The sequence below is a fragment of the Burkholderia sp. Bp9012 genome (assembly GCF_003853825.1).
GTDB classification, from domain to species: domain Bacteria; phylum Pseudomonadota; class Gammaproteobacteria; order Burkholderiales; family Burkholderiaceae; genus Burkholderia; species Burkholderia diffusa.
Window position 1 is genome coordinate 1 of sequence record NZ_QTQA01000033.1, and the last position, 16,007, is coordinate 16,007.

At 65.9% G+C, this 16,007-nt stretch carries 11 protein-coding genes and 1 pseudogene; 3 read left to right on the plus strand and 9 right to left on the minus strand.

Annotated elements, in window-relative coordinates:
- Nucleotides 1-218: 218 nt before the first annotated feature.
- The 9 genes from DIE11_RS31370 to DIE11_RS31410 all read right to left on the minus strand — a co-directional run bounded on the left by DIE11_RS31370 (nt 219) and on the right by DIE11_RS31410 (nt 13,014).
- Nucleotides 219-452 carry a flagellar transcriptional regulator FlhD gene (locus tag DIE11_RS31370; RefSeq protein WP_124629338.1) on the minus strand — a complete coding sequence of 78 codons (234 nt, stop codon included), beginning with the start codon at nt 450-452 and terminating at the stop codon, nt 219-221.
- A gap of 215 nt (nt 453-667) precedes the next feature.
- Complete coding sequence (locus DIE11_RS31375; RefSeq protein ID WP_124629340.1) at nt 668-5,116, minus strand: cellulose biosynthesis protein BcsC; 4,449 nt, start codon at nt 5,114-5,116, stop codon at nt 668-670.
- Between the two features lies 1 nt (nt 5,117).
- Complete coding sequence (gene bcsB, locus DIE11_RS31380; protein ID WP_124629342.1) at nt 5,118-7,601, minus strand: cellulose biosynthesis cyclic di-GMP-binding regulatory protein BcsB; 2,484 nt, start codon at nt 7,599-7,601, stop codon at nt 5,118-5,120.
- 15 nt (nt 7,602-7,616) lie between these two features.
- Entirely contained in the window at nt 7,617-9,842 is a 2,226-nt protein-coding gene (gene bcsA / locus DIE11_RS31385) for a UDP-forming cellulose synthase catalytic subunit (protein ID WP_124629344.1), read from the minus strand.
- Complete coding sequence (gene bcsQ, locus DIE11_RS31390; protein WP_124629346.1) at nt 9,791-10,570, minus strand: cellulose biosynthesis protein BcsQ; 780 nt, start codon at nt 10,568-10,570, stop codon at nt 9,791-9,793. Before bcsQ ends, bcsA begins: the two co-directional genes overlap by 52 nt.
- Nucleotides 10,567-10,998 (minus strand): cellulose biosynthesis protein BcsP, encoded by a 432-nt coding sequence (gene bcsP / locus DIE11_RS31395; RefSeq protein WP_124629349.1) that lies wholly within the window; start codon nt 10,996-10,998, stop codon nt 10,567-10,569. The genes bcsQ and bcsP overlap by 4 nt, the downstream gene beginning before the upstream one ends.
- Before the next feature lie 45 nt (nt 10,999-11,043).
- The gene (gene bcsD / locus DIE11_RS31400; protein WP_124629350.1) at nt 11,044-11,499 is read right to left on the minus strand and encodes a cellulose biosynthesis protein BcsD; all 456 of its coding nucleotides are present in this window, start codon (nt 11,497-11,499) and stop codon (nt 11,044-11,046) included.
- Between the two features lie 257 nt (nt 11,500-11,756).
- Nucleotides 11,757-12,050 carry a flagellar transcriptional regulator FlhD gene (locus DIE11_RS31405; protein ID WP_260437221.1) on the minus strand — a complete coding sequence of 98 codons (294 nt, stop codon included), beginning with the start codon at nt 12,048-12,050 and terminating at the stop codon, nt 11,757-11,759.
- Nucleotides 12,051-12,816: 766 nt separating this feature from the next.
- Nucleotides 12,817-13,014 carry a flagellar transcriptional regulator FlhD gene (locus DIE11_RS31410; protein ID WP_124629352.1) on the minus strand — a complete coding sequence of 66 codons (198 nt, stop codon included), beginning with the start codon at nt 13,012-13,014 and terminating at the stop codon, nt 12,817-12,819.
- Between the two features lie 402 nt (nt 13,015-13,416).
- On the opposite strand from DIE11_RS31410, the gene galU reads away from it, so the two are divergent.
- The 3 genes and pseudogenes from galU (at nt 13,417) to DIE11_RS31425 (ending at nt 15,989) form a co-directional block, all read left to right on the plus strand.
- Nucleotides 13,417-14,301, plus strand: coding sequence for a UTP--glucose-1-phosphate uridylyltransferase GalU (gene galU, locus DIE11_RS31415; protein WP_124629354.1), 885 nt, complete (start codon nt 13,417-13,419; stop codon nt 14,299-14,301).
- Between the two features lie 93 nt (nt 14,302-14,394).
- A pseudogene (locus tag DIE11_RS37255) lies at nt 14,395-14,568 on the plus strand (phosphoesterase); the annotation flags it as partial.
- Between the two features lie 155 nt (nt 14,569-14,723).
- Nucleotides 14,724-15,989: a glycosyltransferase WbuB gene (locus DIE11_RS31425; RefSeq protein ID WP_124629356.1), complete on the plus strand. Its 1,266-nt coding sequence runs from the start codon at nt 14,724-14,726 to the stop codon at nt 15,987-15,989.
- Nucleotides 15,990-16,007: the final 18 nt, after the last annotated feature.

The window sequence follows — 16,007 nt, forward strand, 5'->3', positions numbered from 1 at the left end:
GGCGTCGAGCGTCTTGCCGACCACACCGCGAATGTCATATGCCTTGAAGATGGATTGGGAGATCATCGATTCTCTCTGGGTTGCATGCACCGAAACAGTCGGACTGTCGCGTGATCGCGCACTGCGTTCGGATTCAGGATGCCGTTACGGCGCGCGTACGTCCCCGCGTCCTGGCAACGGAGCCGCCCGATGTCATGGCGAACCGTCGCGCGACAAATTCACGCACAGCCTGGCGCGAACTCGTCGCGAAACTCGCAAAACAGCTTGCCGCGCGTTGCGAGGTGGTCGATCTGGGCCAGTGTCAGCGATGCGATACGTGATGCCGTCATTTCCGAAATGCCGAGTTGTCGCGTGGCCTCGCCCCGGTTGACGAGGAGCAGCCACTTCGCAAGCATGAGATACGATCGATTGAATTCCGCGATCGCATCGGAAATGTCGTGTTGTTCGGCCATGGTCGGTCTTGAAGGGCCAGCACGTGCGCTTTGCCGGTCGATTCGCTTCGACCCGGTGGTTCGGCACTCGCCGGATTTTCGATGACACACTGTACGTCGCGAACGCACCGCCGGACCGACAAAGCTCTGAACGGATCCGCCAGCACACGTAAGGGCGAGGCCGTCGGCGCGCGCTTTGTTTCGCACGGAACCGCCGCGGCGCCATGCGCATCCGTTCAGTCGGCTTCGGCGAGATACGGCGACGTGAACACGCGCGGCGGGAACGCCTGCAGGCCGCCTTGCGGCGTAAAGCTGTAGCGCAGATAGACAGTCGCCGTCCACTCGCGGTACTGATACGCATTGCCGAACGAAGCCGCTCCACCGACGGCAAGCTGCGGCGCGACCTGGTATTCGCCGCGCGCGGCGAGCGAATACGCGATGCCCGTCTTGCTGCGGGCGGGATACACGGCCCCCGCATCCAGCCCCACCGCCTGACTGGCGGCGGCATTCGCGGCCGCTTGCGCCTGCATGCCGGAATCGAGCGGGAAATACGGCACCGCGTTCTGCCGGTAATGCTGCACGCCGAACGAACCGCTCAAATCGTACGCAAACGCGCCCGTTCGTCCCGCGTACTCGACCGGTATATTCAGGATCACGTATTGCTGCGGACTGAAATAACCGCCCTGGCCGTACGTGAAATACGACTGGTTCTTGCTGAAGCGCATCCACGTCGCATTGACACCCACGGTGAGCGTCCGGTCGGCGTCGCGCAGCAGGCGCGTATAGGCGCCGCCGCTGCCCTTGCCGGCAAAGTTGCGTTCGACGTGATGGCCATCGTAGTAGTCGAACGCACCCGCGACGTACGCGCCGCTGGTACCGTCGTCCCAGCTCAGCGCGCCGCGCGCGCCGCTGCGCGTCACGCCGCCCCACTTGAGGCCGGCACTCGCATCGCGTGCGCCCGCGAACGAAAGCAGGCTGTCGGTCACCGCACGACGCGTGACGGCCAGCGAATAGGCCGTCCGATCGGTGATGGCACCGTTGTAGCGCACGCCGCCGACCACATCCTGGTACGGAAACCCGACCGGCGTCGCGCCGATGTCGGCCTTCCATTGCTTGCCTTCGTAACCCAGGGAGAGACCGACGCCGCTCGCCGTTTCGGAACCCGGCGAGCCGCCGCCGGCCGACGTCGCGAGCCCCGCGCCGAACCGGGCGAGGGTCGGCACGTCGGTGGCCGGGTTGCCGCCGTCGAGCATGACCGGCGTGGCGGTCACGACGACGTGACCGTTGCCCGCCTTGATACGCCCTTCCAGCGGCGCCTCGATGTCGGTGAGGCCGGACAGCCCCGCCTCGCCCGTCCGGTTCCGGAACACGAGGCCGCCCGCTGCCGTGCTGGCCTGCTCGCTGTTCACCTGGGCCAGTTCCGACGCGACGTCGAGCATCTGCCCGCTGGCGCCCGCATCCCGCTGCGGCGCACGGGTCACGGCCTCGCTTCCCGCATAGCCGGCCGGCGGCTGCGGGATATAACGAGGCGGCGCATCGGGCTGCCCGTATGTCGATGAAAGAACGGGCGAGCGCGCAACGGCGACCTTCGTCCCGCCGCGAGCCGGCCTGGAGCCTGACGTGGCCGCCGGCGAACCGGCCGCCGCCGCGGCACGCGACGCGGGCGACATCGGCCACGGCGTGGCGACGTAGCCGGCACAGTCGTCGTTCGGATCGGACTGTGACACGCATCCCGCGTACGCCCCCGCCGGCGCTACGTCGGCGGCAGGCTCCCGATAGGGCAGATAGCGCCGCGCGGTCGCGGGCCGACCCGACTCGGCCGCGCCGGCGGCCACCTGGCCATAGCCGCCGGGATCGCCGGGATCGGGCGTGACTGCCTGCAGCGGCATGGCGGGCGGCACCATGCGCGCTGCCGGCACGGCGGACGGGGTGACGTAGGTCGCGGGCAGCGCAGGAGGCGTCGTATAGGGCACGGTCGGAGCAGAAGAAGACGGGGTGGACCAGGAAGGCACGCCCGGCAGCGGCGATACAGCGGCCCCGAAGCCGATCGACGGATGAACGGCATCGACTGCGGTCTTGCCTTCGAACGGATTGGTACCAGGCAGCGGGTTCGCGCCGATACGCCGCATCGCGTCTTCCCAACCGCGCGGCACGTTCGACGGCGCCGGCTTGCTGCCCGGCGGCGGCGCATTGGCGGCCAGCAGCGCACGCTGCAGATACTGCGCGGCGAGCGAAAGATTCCCCTCCGCGCGATACAGGCGGCCGGTCGCGGCAAGCAGCCCCGGGTCGTCGGGCGCAATGCGCAGCGCCGTGGCCGCGAACGCTTCACCGTCGCGCCATGCCTTCGCGCTGCTCGCCGCGTAGATCGCCGCGACCAGCAATCCCGTATCGTCCGGCCGGCGGGCCAGCGCGACCCGATAGCATTTCAGCGCGTTCGGCGCATCGCCGGCCAACGTATACAGCCGCGCGAGCGCGGCCTGGAGCTCCGGACTGTCTGGCATCGCAGCCAGCCACGGCGCGATGACGGCGTAGCCGCCGGCAAGGTCGCCTGCCTGGCGCACCGCATCGGCCTGACGCACGACGATCTCGAGGTTCAGGCGTTCGAAGTCGCCGCGCTGCGCGGGCGACAGCGGCAGCGCGGCGAGCCGGCGCATCGTGTCGCCCAGAAGCCCATCGTCGCGGACGGTCAGCAGAATCCGCGCATATTGCAGCAGCAGGCCGGCATCGTCCGGTTCCCGGGCCAGCGCACGCCGCACGATCAAGAGCGCACGCGACGTGTCGCCGGCTTGCGCATAACCCGCCGACAGCTCCGCCGCGAGCGCCGGCACCGACTGGCCGATCCCCTCCGCATCGTTCAGCACGCCGAGCGCCTGAGCGGGGCGGCCCTCGCGCACCATCCGTGTCGCCAGCGCCACCTGCTGGCCCACCCAGAGGCGGTGCTGCAACGTCGTCATCGCTGCCGTGCGTTGCGCGGGCTCGATGCGCTCCAGCCGCTGCAACCCGATGCTCCAGTCTTGCGTCTGCTCGGCCAGCAGCGCGCCGGCATAGAGTGCGTCGGTCATCTCGGGCCGTTCGGCCAGCAGTCCGTCCATCACGCTGCGTGCCGACGCGATCGCCCCTTGCCGCACGTACACGCGCGCCAGATCCAGCCGCAGCCACGGATCATCCGGATTGCCGGCGAGCGCGTTCTCGAACAGGCTGCGCGCCGCGCCGAGATCGCCGCGCGCTTCGGCTTGCCGCGCCTGCGCCGCTTCCGCCGTACGACGCAACCGGTCGAGGCCGCCGGCCTTCGACTGCTGCTCGGCGGTCAGTTGCGTCGCGAACTGCAATGCTTCGTCGCCGCGCCCCTGCGCGGCCAGCGCGCCGACCAGGCCGCGTATCGCGTCCGGGTTGTCGGACTGCCGCCGCAGCGCCATCCGGTACGCCTGCTCGGCGCCACGCGCATCGCGATTCTCCAGCAGCGCGTCGCCGAGCAGCACCTGCGCGGTGACGATCGACGGATCCGCAAGAATCGCGCGTTCGAACAGCGCTTTCGCTCGCGCGAAGTCGCCGTTGCTTTGCGCGCCGAGCGCCTCGCTCGTGTAGGACCAGTACGTCGCACTGCCGAGCGCCGAGCGCCAGCGCGCCGCATTCCCGCCTCGCGACGCGCGCTCCAGATCGCTGCGTGCCTGCGCGAAGTGCTCTTGCTTCAGTTCGACGATGCCGCGGCCGCCCAGCGCGTCGCTGTCGTTCGGCGACGTGGCGAGCACGGCATTGAAGCGGGCGCGCGCCGTGACCAGATCGCCGCGCTCGAGTGCCGCAAAGCCATCCTCGATCGCGTGGCCGCGCGCTGCGTTCGATGCGCTCCGTTGATCGCCCTCGCGCGCGGTTTGATCCTGTCGCACCATGCTGTCGTAGCGTGCCTTGACCGGCGGATCGTCGGGGACCACCTTCAGATAGGCGAGGTAGCGCGCCTGATCCGACGGCCTTGCCGCGAGCCAGAGCAGCGCCTGGCGCCAGCTCTGGCGCGCCGCTTTCCCGACTTTCGCGTCGTCGGACAACGACTCGAGCCGCGCGATGCCGTCGCGACGCGTCGCGTCGCGATAGGTCAGGTGCTGCGCATACGCGAGTGCGTAGCGCGGATCGTCGGGGTTGTCGCGCGCGAGACGTTCCAGGCCGCGCCGGGCTTCAGCCCATCCGCTCGGCGTGGCCGCGAGCGCCTGGAAGTACTCGAGCTGCAGCGCGGGCGACGACGGCGCGCCTTGCAGCGCGCGCTGATACTGTTGCGCGGCCAGGGCGCTCTGCCCCGTTTGCGCGAGGCGGCGCGCATTGCTGATCTCGCCGTCCCGCACGCTCGCCTCGCCCAGACGCAGGCCAAGCTCGTCGGTCCGCGCGAAGCCGGGGGCGGTCCGGCGCAACTGTTCCAGGTAGCGGCGCGCACCGTCGACGTCCTTGCGATCGGCGAGCACCATGCCCATGCCGAACAGCGCGTCGGGCTGATTCGGATCGACGCCCAGCACCTTCTTCCAGGCCTGCGCCGCGAGGTCGCCCCGGCCCTGCGCCTGCCAGTATCGTCCCTGATCGACGAGCACCTTCAGCGGGTCGCTGCCGGCCGCTGCCGCGTGCGGCAGTGCCAGCGCGAGCAGCAGACTCGCGACACCGCCCGCGCGGGCGACGCCGAGCCCGCGTAACCGTCGGTTTCGCATGTCACTCCTTCAGCCGGCGCGCCGCACGCGCACGCAGCAGACGATAGAAGAGCGCCGCCGCGACGAACGCAGCCAGCACGCTGAACAGCGCAAGCAGCAGCGGACGTCCCGACAGGAACCAGCGCAGGTACGTGATCGGCGGCAGCGCACCGACGTGATACGACGTTTCGTTCGACGTCACCGTGACGGTGCGATCGCGAATCACGACCATCGCGCCCTGGACCGACGTGAGCATGTCGTCGTCGAGCAGTGCGCGGCCGAGCACCTCGTCCGCATGCCCGGTCGCACTGATCAACGCGACGGCGCTGCGTGTCCTGCGCAACGGCGACTCGAAGCCCGCGATCAGCGCGCGCGTGCCGTCCGAGACGATCGACAGGCCGGCACGCACGCGTTCGCGCTCGGCGCCAGGCGACGGTGCCGCCTCGGCGCCGCCGAACAGGCCGCCGTCGGGATCCTTGCCGAACGGCATGCGCGTCGCCCAGCGGGTCAGCAGCGGCTGTGTGTCCGGTGCGCCCAGAATCAGCAGATCCTTGGACGCGAACGCGCCGACACCGGCGGCGTCCGTCACCGTCACACCGCTGACCGGATAGCCCGTCGACACGCCCATGCGTCCCATCGCGAGCAGGTACAGGCCGTAGACGTCCGCGGTCGGCTCGGCAGGCAGCACGACGGCCGTGTCAGACAGGTCGGCCATCCGCGTGAACGGGAAGCCGCTGTTTGCAAACGCGGCGAGGTCGGGCAGCGCCTTGTAGTGCGGAAACGACGACACGTCGATCGTCGAGTCCGGGTCGATCGAACCCGCGACGTTCTGCAGCAGCCGCCCCGTGCATCTGCCCATATCCGGGATCTCGTAGAAGAAGTGCAGCTGCAATGGCGTGCGCGGCGTGAGTAGCAGCGGCGGCACGTGCAGCGTCGCGCGGTCGATACCGTTGGCGACGAATGGCAGGTAGCGACTCAGGCTCCAGCGCGATGTTTCCCGTGCCGGGATCGGCAGCGCCTTCACGAATGTGTCGCCGACGCTCAGGTTGAGCGACGAACGGTCTGCGCGCAGCGTCGGCGTGTATCGATAACGCAGGTCGATCGGCGCGCCGCGCGTATCCCAGGTGAACAGATCGGGGGCGACGCGCAGATCGATCCGGACGGCGCCGGCGTCGTATCCGGACACGCTGAGCGCGCGTCCCTCGGCCAGTTCGCCGATCCGCACCGGGCGCGTCGACGACAGCCAGTTCGGCGCGTCGTATGGCACGCGCGGCGCAACCTGCTCGAGCCGGCTCACCGTGGCATGCGTACCCGCAAGCGTCTTGCTGCCGAGCGCGAGCGTGAGCGCGGCGACCTTCACTTCGCCCGGCGTGCGACCGAGCACCAGCAATAGCTGGCCATGAGCAGGCGCCTGCCGCTCGACGACGGCCAGCGTCGGTCCGTCGATCGCCGGCAGCATCACGCCGTCCAGATGATCGTCCGCCGTCGCGAACACCACCGCATTGCCCGATTCAGGCAAGCCTCCGGGCCGGGCCGGAAACCGCGCGCCGCGATACGAGGCCAGCGCGCCGAACCACGAAGCGACGATGCCCGCCGCTTCCAGCGTCTCCCGCGGCGGTCGCGCGGCGAATGCAAAAGGCAGCTCGAGCCGCCGGACGTCCCGCGAATCGAAGAACGGCGCGGGAAGCACGCCGAGCTCCGGCCGCTCCGGCAGCGACGCATAAGTCAGCTCGAGCCGGCTTGCGTTGCTCACCGTTGCCCACAGCGACGAGTTGGCGGGATCCTCGCACTCTTTCGTGTAATGACCGATCAACTGAACGTTCAGATGGTTGTACTCGGTGACGAAGCGCGGATCGATCGACACGTCGCGGGCAACCATCATGCCGGCTTGAGCGGCCGGCAACGGCAGCGTCGCCGCTACTTCGCCGTTGATGAGCACCTTGAGCTGCGACAGAGCCGGCAGCAGCGCGGGCGAGTAGCTGTAGACCAGATGGAGCGTCGCGCCCATGACGACCTCGTCGCGACGGACCGAGAACGCGATGCCGTTCTGGCCGTCGGTGCCCCGCAGCTGCAGCGGATCGCGTGCCCCGAGATCCGCGAACGTCAATGCCTGGCGCCGGCCGCCGGGCACGAGCGTGCCCGGCTCGGCCGTGCTCGGCAACGTGCCGAAGCGGCGGCGCGCGGCGTCGGCCGCCGGAACCGGTTCGGCGAGCAGCGCGGGGGCCGCCGTGGCGGGCCCGACGGGGACGGCCGGCGACGGCGCCGCCGCGTCGCCCGAGGACATCGCGCCATCCGCCGCCCGCGCTGCGCCCGGGGCCTGCGTCCCGGTGGCCGCGGCCCAGCTGCCCGATGCGATGCCGCTCGCCATTGCCCAGAGCAGTAGCGACAACACCCTGCGCGACACGCGCGCATACCGGCCGACTCGTGCAGGAACCGCGACAACCGCACCCTGCGAAATGCACGCCTTCCGGCGCGTGCTGCCGCGCTGTCGCGACGACCCCGTCATTCTTTCCGCCTCACGCTATTTTTTGTCGTTGCTGCGGCCGCCGCGCCCAAACACGCGCATGTCCGCGTAGAGGCGGGCGATCACGCGAAGTAGGCCGTGCACGCCGACCGTCGACAGATGCAGGAACGCACGCGGCGGCGAATCGGGCCGGCGGCCGTCAGTCCAGTCGATCCATGCGTCCGCGCGGGAAAAGGTCGAACTGACGAGATCGAACTCCTGCTGTTGCGACAGGCTCTCGAACCGGACGCCGACGCGTCCTGGTTCGACGTATTCGACCGTCGCGGGAAATGCATACTCGTCGACACCGCGAAACAGCGATACCGTCAACGATTCGCCCTGCGGAATGCGCGCATCGTCGGGGACTGCCAGGCCGATCCCTCCCTCCGAATAGTCACGTGTTTCGCATGCCAGAGTCCGGCCATTCGCGAAGCGCAGCATGACCGGAATCCGCGCCGCGACACGATGGGAACTGCGTACCTGCCTGCGTTCGTTCGCCGCCGCGACGGCGAGACCCAGAATCAGGATGTTGTAGGTCGTCCACGCCAGGTTGAACGCCGTCGTCTGGACTTCGCTGCCGACATGACGGTTGAGCGACAGGTTCACGACGCCGATCGCGAGGCCGATCACGTTCAGGATCACCAGGCTCAGATACGGTTTCGACACCGCCCAATCGAAGTAACCGCGGTCGATGCGTCCGCCCTTGGCCGTCACGTTGAACTTGCCCAGCCGGGGATTGATCAGCGCCAGCATCGTCGGCAGCGCGATGTACGACGCCAGCACGGCTTCGTAGACTTCGGCCCAGAACGAATGCCGGAACCGGCCCTGCATCCGCGAGTTCGTCACGTTCGCATGGATGACGTGGGGCAGCGCATAGAGCGCAAGCATCGTGGCCGGTGCATGGATCACATGTGCGTCGAAGAACAGGAACGACAGTGGTGCGGTCAGGAACACGAGCCGCGGGATCCCGTAGAAAAAATGCATCATCGCGTTCAGGTAGCACAGCCGCTGGCTCAGCGTCAGTCCGCGCCCGAGCAGCGGGTTGTCGATGCGGAATATCTGCGTCATGCCGCGCGCCCAGCGGATTCGCTGGCCGATGTGCCCGGTCAGACTCTCGGTGGCCAGCCCCGCCGCCTGCGGTATCGCAAGATAGGCCGTCGTATAGCCGCGGCGATGCAGCTTGAGCGCGGTGTGCGCATCCTCGGTCACCGTCTCCGTCGCGATGCCGCCGATCTCCTCCACCATCGAGCGGCGCATCAGCGCGCACGATCCGCAGAAAAACGTCGCGTTCCAGAGATCGTTGCCGTCCTGCACCAGTCCGTAGAACAATTCGCCTTCGTTCGGCACCGATCTGAAAATACCGAGGTTGCGCTCGAACGGGTCCGGCGAAAAGAAGTGATGCGGCGTCTGCAGCATGGACAGCTTTGGATCCCGAATGAACCAGCCGAGACAGATCTGCAGGAACGAACGCGTCGGCACATGATCGCAATCGAAGATCGCGACGAATTCGCCGTTGGTGATCTTCAATGCTTCGTTGAGGTTGCCGGCCTTGGCATGGCGATTGTGATCGCGAATCGTCCAGTGCACGCCGACCGACTCGCAGAAAGCGCGGAATTCCGGGCGACGTCCGTCGTCCAGCACGTGGATCGACAACTTGTCGGCCGGGTAATCCAGCGCGAGCGCCGCGTAGATGGTCGGTTTGACGACGCTCAACGGTTCGTTGTACGTCGGAATGAACACGTCGACGCTCGGCCAATGCGCGCGCGACGCGGGCAACGGCAGCGGCTTGCGCCCGAGCGGCCACGCGGTCTGGAAGTATCCGAGGATCAGCACCGCCGCCGCATAGACTTCGGAAGCCGCGAGCAGCGCGCCCCACACCGCGTCGAGCGGATGCAGCCACACCAGCGTGCCGGACAATCTCCAATACATATACCGGCCGGTGGCCACCACCGACAGCACGATCATGACGAGCGTCGCATAGCGTCCGTCCAGGCGACGGACCGTCAGCGAACAGGCGATGCAGCAGGTGGCGAACACGAGCTGCCCGATCGTGTCGAGCGGCACGGTGCACACGAAATACAGCGCCAGCAGCGCGAATGCGGCCACCGGCAGCGCGACGAACCGGCCGCTCCCGGGCAACGCATCGACGAACCGGTCGACCGCCGAGGGCCGCGCGACCTCCCCGCGGGCGCTCAAGCGATGCTCCGTGCGGTGTCGCGCCGATCGAGCACGCGCTCGAGCCATGCACCACACGCGTTCAGGTCGGCAGCGGCCTGCGAACGCGGATCGTAGCGATTCACGGTCGTCCGGGACGCGAGCGATTCCGCGACCCCTTCATCCCTGTGAATCACGCCGCCGAACCGGGCCGCGCCGAGGCTGTCGCACAGCACGCGCAGCACATCGCGGCCCAACTCGCGCGACTGATCGACCTGATTGACCACGTAGCCGTTACCCACGAAATCTGCGCGGCTCGCGGCATAGGCGTCGAGCATCCGCCGCATCTGCGGAATCGTTGCATACGAGGCCGCATCGGCGAGCACGACCTTGAGCACGAAATGCGCGGCCGTCAGCGCGGCGCGCATGTAGACCGAGGTGCCCGGCGGCGTATCGATGATCACGATGTCGTCGTCGCCGAGCCCGAGCGCGGCAAGCCCGCGCGCGAGCCACGACGGATCGCGGTCCAGCAGCCGCTCGAAGCGGCGTTGATCCGTTTCGCTGACCACGCCGAACGGAAACACCGTGATCCCGTCGACGACCACGGCCGGCCAGTTCAGTCTGTCGAGCGCGGCATGGGCGAGCCCGTCGGTCATTTCGAGCGGCACGCCGAAATGCAGCTGCAGCGCATTCTGCGGATCGAGATCCACCACGCTCACGCGCCGGCGTCCCGATGCCGATATCACGGCCGCGAGGTTCGCCGCCAGCGTCGTCTTTCCGACGCCGCCCTTTGCCGAAGCGATCGCGACGATTTTCATGAGCGGCCTGTCCACACCGATGGCTTCTTCGGCGCGTCGCCCGTCTCCTCGGTTCGCAGCCGCTCGAACAACCGAACCAGCGGTTGTGACGGACCTTGCGCGTCCGTGCTATCCGATGCAGCCGGCCTGCTTACCAGCTTCTTCAGCGGACCAGGCATTTGATTCCGCGTGCCGGCGTCCGGCGTAGACGCGGGCAACGCACGCGTGTCGGCCAGTACGATCTTGCGCAGGCTATCCGCGCCGTCCGGCGACTTGGCGCCCGGCTGCCCCTGCGACTCGCGCTCGCTCTCGCGCAACTCGACACCGCCGAGCAGCGGCCAGCGCGCGCGGGCCACTTCGGCATCCGCTTCGGCACGTACTTCGTGATAGCGTCCGGCATCGCCGCCAAAACGCTTGAACAACGATTCGATATCCCGTGAGGTCGACATAGCGTGTCCATTTGTTGTCGCGGAAGTTCCGGTCGGCCCGGTCGTTCAGTTCTTTGCGCGCGCAACACGCAGTTCGATCCGCGAGTCGTCCGGCGGCGCGACGTCCTGCGTCACGCGCAAACCGGTTGCGCCAACGCTGTCGAACCAGCCCTGATACGCGCCTTCCAGGAAGGCGGAGGACCATGCGAGATGGCCGTCGCCGAACGCGCGCAACGGCGCGGCGTGATGAACGATGCGCAGGAAATCGTGTTCGTCGGACAGTTCGGCGTAACCCCACTGCATATCGAGCCAGCGGGCATTCAATGCATCCGCGAGATCGTCCGTCGACTCGCAAGGGCCAAGTGGATGCGCGGCCGCGAAGCGCATGCCGACGCGCGCCATCAATTGCCTCAGTTCGTCTCGATCGAGCTGATCGGTGAATTCAGCCGCCAATGCCTCCAGGAAGCCGCGCCACTGGACCGACACATGGCGCTCAAGTAGATGCTCCAACATTCCCTGCATGGACGACGAATCCCCGGTAAAAGACAATTGTCGGCGTGGCCGCATCGCGTACTTCGCGTGCGGACATCGTGGCAACAGCGTTTTTGCGCATCGTATCGAATCCCATTAGACGAATGGAGTTCGATATCTAGCCGAAAAACGCCAAACTATCGGCCGCCACCGACAATTGACGGGAGCGGCCACCGCGGCAGCCGAGCGGGATCGGTCGCGCGGCTCGCGCGCGGCGCGACGCATGAAGCGCTGGAAAGGTCGCCCTGTCAGGCCCGGCCGGGCGAGGATTCCGCGCGGAATTCGCAGAACAATTCGCGACGCTCGGCGAGTTCGTCGATCTGTTCCGGCGTCAATGCGGCGACGATCACGGCCGTCTCATCCGACATGCCCAGTTGTTGTTTCGCCGCTTCGCTATCCGCTTGCAGCAAGCGCTGGGCAAGCGTCAGATACGAACGATTGAATTCCGCAATCGCGTCGAAGATGTCGTCCTGTTCGGGCATGGGCGTTCCTGATTTTGGACGGTTATTGCTTTCCGCCGGCCGCAGGGCGCGTATTGACAATACGCGGAGTGTCGGCCACGCACTCTACGTGCCGGACACATCGACGAGCGGACAAAACCTAGTGGTAATCCGCCACATCGCGGGCTTCTTATATTTCCGTTTGTGAAAGCACGATATGACGGACCGGCGACATGTGGTTCGGTAAAGTCACGGCGCGATCGCCGGTCCACCAGCATTCCTGTCGGAACGCTCAACGCCGCCAGCGTCCCAATCAAAGACGAGCGCAAATACACATCGGGGAAGGAGACGACGACGCGACAATGCCGGTGCGAGCAGACATACAATGCGTGCGATCGCAGCGGCCGCCGGGTGCTTGCTATGCAGCCCGTATCACGCGCTCGCGCCAGAAATCGCCGCGAGCGCCGAAAATCTTGCTGCACCATTTGGTGCCGTCCCAATACACGGGAAACCCGTACGTATGTCCCGGCCATCTGCCCTCACACCACATCGGTTCCGCGGGAGGATCGGTGCATGGAAGCCAGACACCAGCCCAGCCGGTGCACTGCCGTTGATCGGATATCGTCATGGTGTCTATGGTCGAATGCGTCATGGTGGCTCCACTTTCACTGTTCTCTTTGGCAATTGCGTTTCAACGCTAAATATATTTCATTCGCTTCTTCTTCTTTCTTCGCATATAGCAGGACCGTGGCGCGCTTCCATCCATGCATGCCGGAAACTCGACAGCTCCCGGCCGCGGGCCACCGTCGCAATCAGGCCTGCACTTTTTCTAGCAGGTGTTGCGACGAGACGACGCCAGCCTTGCCGTCTAAGGCTGCGATCCTCGGCCGACCAGCGCTTCGATCTCCGTTGGTGTCAGCGCGATGATCCGTGACGCGATCTGATTCGATATGCCCAACTCGCGTGCCGCCACTTCGCAATCGATCTTCAACATCTGCTGCATCAGTTCGAGATGGGCTGGATCGAGTGCTCCCAATGCACGGCAAATATCATCATCTTCCGCCATCACGCTCTCCCAATGACACGCCCGTGAACGCGATGCATCGGCGCACACTCGCATCTGCAAAATCCGTCCGGGTTCCGGATTTTCCGCTTCAAACCGTATCCCAACCGAGCGAACGCCTGCCGACAAACGACAGCCGTAATCCGCTATATAACGCCGAGCCGGCCGCTTGCACACTATTTCAAAATAATTCTTGTGCAAATGTATGGCTTCGCAATCACTCTGTCGGATTCACCCAAGATTCAGTCGCCGCTTTATTTCGGAACACACTAGGATTGCCGGAATCGCACGTGCGCGACCATGCAATTGCGTCCTGTGCGACTTCGAATCTTTTGTTGCGCCCGGACACCGACATCGCACATCGACGTTGTCTGCTCTTCATTCCGAACCCATGGAATTACCACTATGTTGAAAGTGACGAAAGCCGTCTTTCCGGTCGCCGGCCTGGGCACGCGGTTCCTGCCAGCCACCAAGGCCAGTCCCAAGGAAATGCTGCCGGTCGTGGACAAACCATTGATCCAGTATGCGGTCGAGGAAGCGATCGAAGCGGGCATCACGGAAATGATTTTCGTGACCGGACGCAGCAAGCGCGCGATCGAGGATCATTTCGACAAGTCGTATGAGATCGAGGCCGAGCTCGAGGCGCGTGGCAAGGACAAGCTGCTTTCCCTGGTGCGCAGCATTAAGCCGAGCCATGTCGACTGCTTTTACGTGCGGCAGGCCGAAGCACTCGGGCTGGGTCATGCCGTGCTGTGCGCGGAGAAACTCGTCGGCGACAATCCGTTCGCGGTGATCCTCGCCGACGACCTGCTCGATGGCCCGAAGCCGGTGTTACGCCAGATGATCGACGTCTTCGATCACTATCATGCGTCGGTCATCGGCGTCGAGGAAATCGCGCCTGAAGATTCAAAATCCTATGGCGTGATCGACGGCAAGCGTTGGGAAGACGATCTCTTCAAGCTGTCCGGCATCGTCGAGAAGCCCGAACCGTCGAATGCGCCGTCGAACTTCGGTGTCGTTGGCCGCTATGTGTTGAAACCGAAGATCTTCGAGCATCTCCGCGGGCTCAAACCCGGCGCGGGCGGCGAATTGCAACTGACCGACGCGATCCAGTCGCTGCTCACCGATGAACAGGTGCTCGCATACCGCTACGACGGCACACGCTTCGATTGCGGCAGCAAGCTCGGGTACCTGAAGGCGACGATCGAGTTCGCGCTGCGGCATCCGGAGGTCGCGGCGGACTTCGAGCGGTATTTGCTTGCGCGGATGTCGGAACAGCTTGTCATCTGACGCCAATCGTGCGCCGCAGTGACGCGCGGCGCATTGCCGGCTTTTCTCCCCACGAGCGATCGATAACTCCGCTTCGTCCAGCGAGGACCGGACATGTGGCTCGCTATCGGCAACCTCGGTGACGCGGCGCTGACGCTGCCGCTTGCCGCCATCTGTTTCGCGTAGCTCACTCGCTCGATGTATGGCTGGCGCATTGCGTTGTCGTGGGTCGTGCTGCTTGCCGTCGCGATGCTCGCCGTCGGACTGACGAAAGTTCTCTATGCCGGCGGTCGCGCCTGCCTCGCGCAATCTCGCCCGCAGGTTGCGCGGCCGGCGCAGACGATTGGCGGCGCCGATCAACATTCTGTCGGACTCGCACGGTATGCATTACCGACAATGCGCTTATCACGCACCGCACCATTTTTACCTCTCGCTGGGGGCCGATGAAGATCCTCGTCTACGGCATCAACTATGCGCCCGAGTTGACCGGCATCGGCAAGTACACCGCAGAAATGGCGGAGACTCTTACCGAGAAAGGTCACGCCGTGCGTGTCGTGTGCGCACCGCCGTACTACCCCGAATGGCGGATCGCGAACGGATACCCCGCGCTACGCTACTCGACTCAACGCTACAACGGCGTTGTGCTCTGGCGCGCGCCGCTTTGGGTACCATCGCGACCGAACGGCGTGCGCCGCATCGCGCACGTCGCGAGCTTCGCACTTTCGAGCCTCCCCGTCATGCTGCGGCACGCGATCTGGAGGCCTGACGTCATCATTTGCATCGTGCCGAGTCTGTTGAACGCGCCGGCCGCCTGGCTCGTCGCCCGGCTCACCGGAGCGCACGCATGGATTCACATTCAGGACTACGAGGTCGATACGGCATTCAGTGCCGGAATGTTCGAAGGATCCCCGCTGAAGCGTGCCGTACTCGCTGGCGAGCGCATGCTGCTGGAGCGCTTCGATACCGTGTCAACGATCTCCAGAAAGATGATCGAGCACGCGATGCACAAGGGTATTCATCCGCGCAAGCTCGTCCATTTCCCGAACTGGGCCGACACCCATTCGATCTATCCACTCAAACGGCCTAGCGAGCTACGATCCGCGATGTACATTTCTCCGGCCGCGACGGTGGTGCTCTATTCCGGCTACATGGGTGCGAAACAAGGGTTGGATGTTTTGGCCGATGCGGCCCAACGGCTCGTATTGCGCAACAACGTGGTGTTCGTCTTCTGTGGCAACGGGCCCGCGCGCGCCGAGCTCCTCATTCGCTGCGCCGGCCTCAGCAACTGCCGCTTCCTCGAGCTGCAACCGACTAGCCGGCTCAACGAGTTGCTCAATCTGGCCGATATTCACGTCCTCCCGCAACCCGCCAACGCCGCCGATCTCGTGATGCCGTCCAAGCTGACCGGAATGTTCGCCAGCGGGCGGCCCGTGATCGCGATGGCTAGCCTAGGCGCGGAACTGCATGACGTGGTTGCGTCTCGCGGGATCGTGGTACCGCCGGGCGATTCAGAAACGCTGGCATCGACTATCGACGCGCTCGCCACCAATGCGGCCGAGCGCGCTCGTCTGGGACAGGCCGGGCGCAAATTCGCCGAGTCCGTCCTTTCGCGTGACGCGGTGTTGAAAGAACTCGACGCCAGGTTGCGCGCATTGCGTCCCGAGCCGTCCAACGCCGACGTGTCCGGCGCACGGCATCCGGATTTTTGAAACTGCATTCGATCCCTC

Excerpts from the sequence above, each read along its gene's own strand:
- bcsD (WP_124629350.1), bottom strand. The coding sequence starts at position 11,499 with ATGCAGGGAATGTTGGAGCATCTACTTGAGCGCCATGTGTCGGTCCAG.
- DIE11_RS31370 (WP_124629338.1), bottom strand. The coding sequence starts at position 452 with ATGGCCGAACAACACGACATTTCCGATGCGATCGCGGAATTCAATCGA.
- DIE11_RS31375 (WP_124629340.1), bottom strand. The coding sequence starts at position 5,116 with ATGCGAAACCGACGGTTACGCGGGCTCGGCGTCGCCCGCGCGGGCGGT.
- DIE11_RS31410 (WP_124629352.1), bottom strand. The coding sequence starts at position 13,014 with ATGGCGGAAGATGATGATATTTGCCGTGCATTGGGAGCACTCGATCCA.
- DIE11_RS31425 (WP_124629356.1), top strand. The coding sequence starts at position 14,724 with ATGAAGATCCTCGTCTACGGCATCAACTATGCGCCCGAGTTGACCGGC.
- bcsA (WP_124629344.1), bottom strand. The coding sequence starts at position 9,842 with ATGGCTCGAGCGCGTGCTCGATCGGCGCGACACCGCACGGAGCATCGC.
- galU (WP_124629354.1), top strand. The coding sequence starts at position 13,417 with ATGTTGAAAGTGACGAAAGCCGTCTTTCCGGTCGCCGGCCTGGGCACG.
- bcsP (WP_124629349.1), bottom strand. The coding sequence starts at position 10,998 with ATGTCGACCTCACGGGATATCGAATCGTTGTTCAAGCGTTTTGGCGGC.
- bcsQ (WP_124629346.1), bottom strand. The coding sequence starts at position 10,570 with ATGAAAATCGTCGCGATCGCTTCGGCAAAGGGCGGCGTCGGAAAGACG.
- bcsB (WP_124629342.1), bottom strand. The coding sequence starts at position 7,601 with ATGACGGGGTCGTCGCGACAGCGCGGCAGCACGCGCCGGAAGGCGTGC.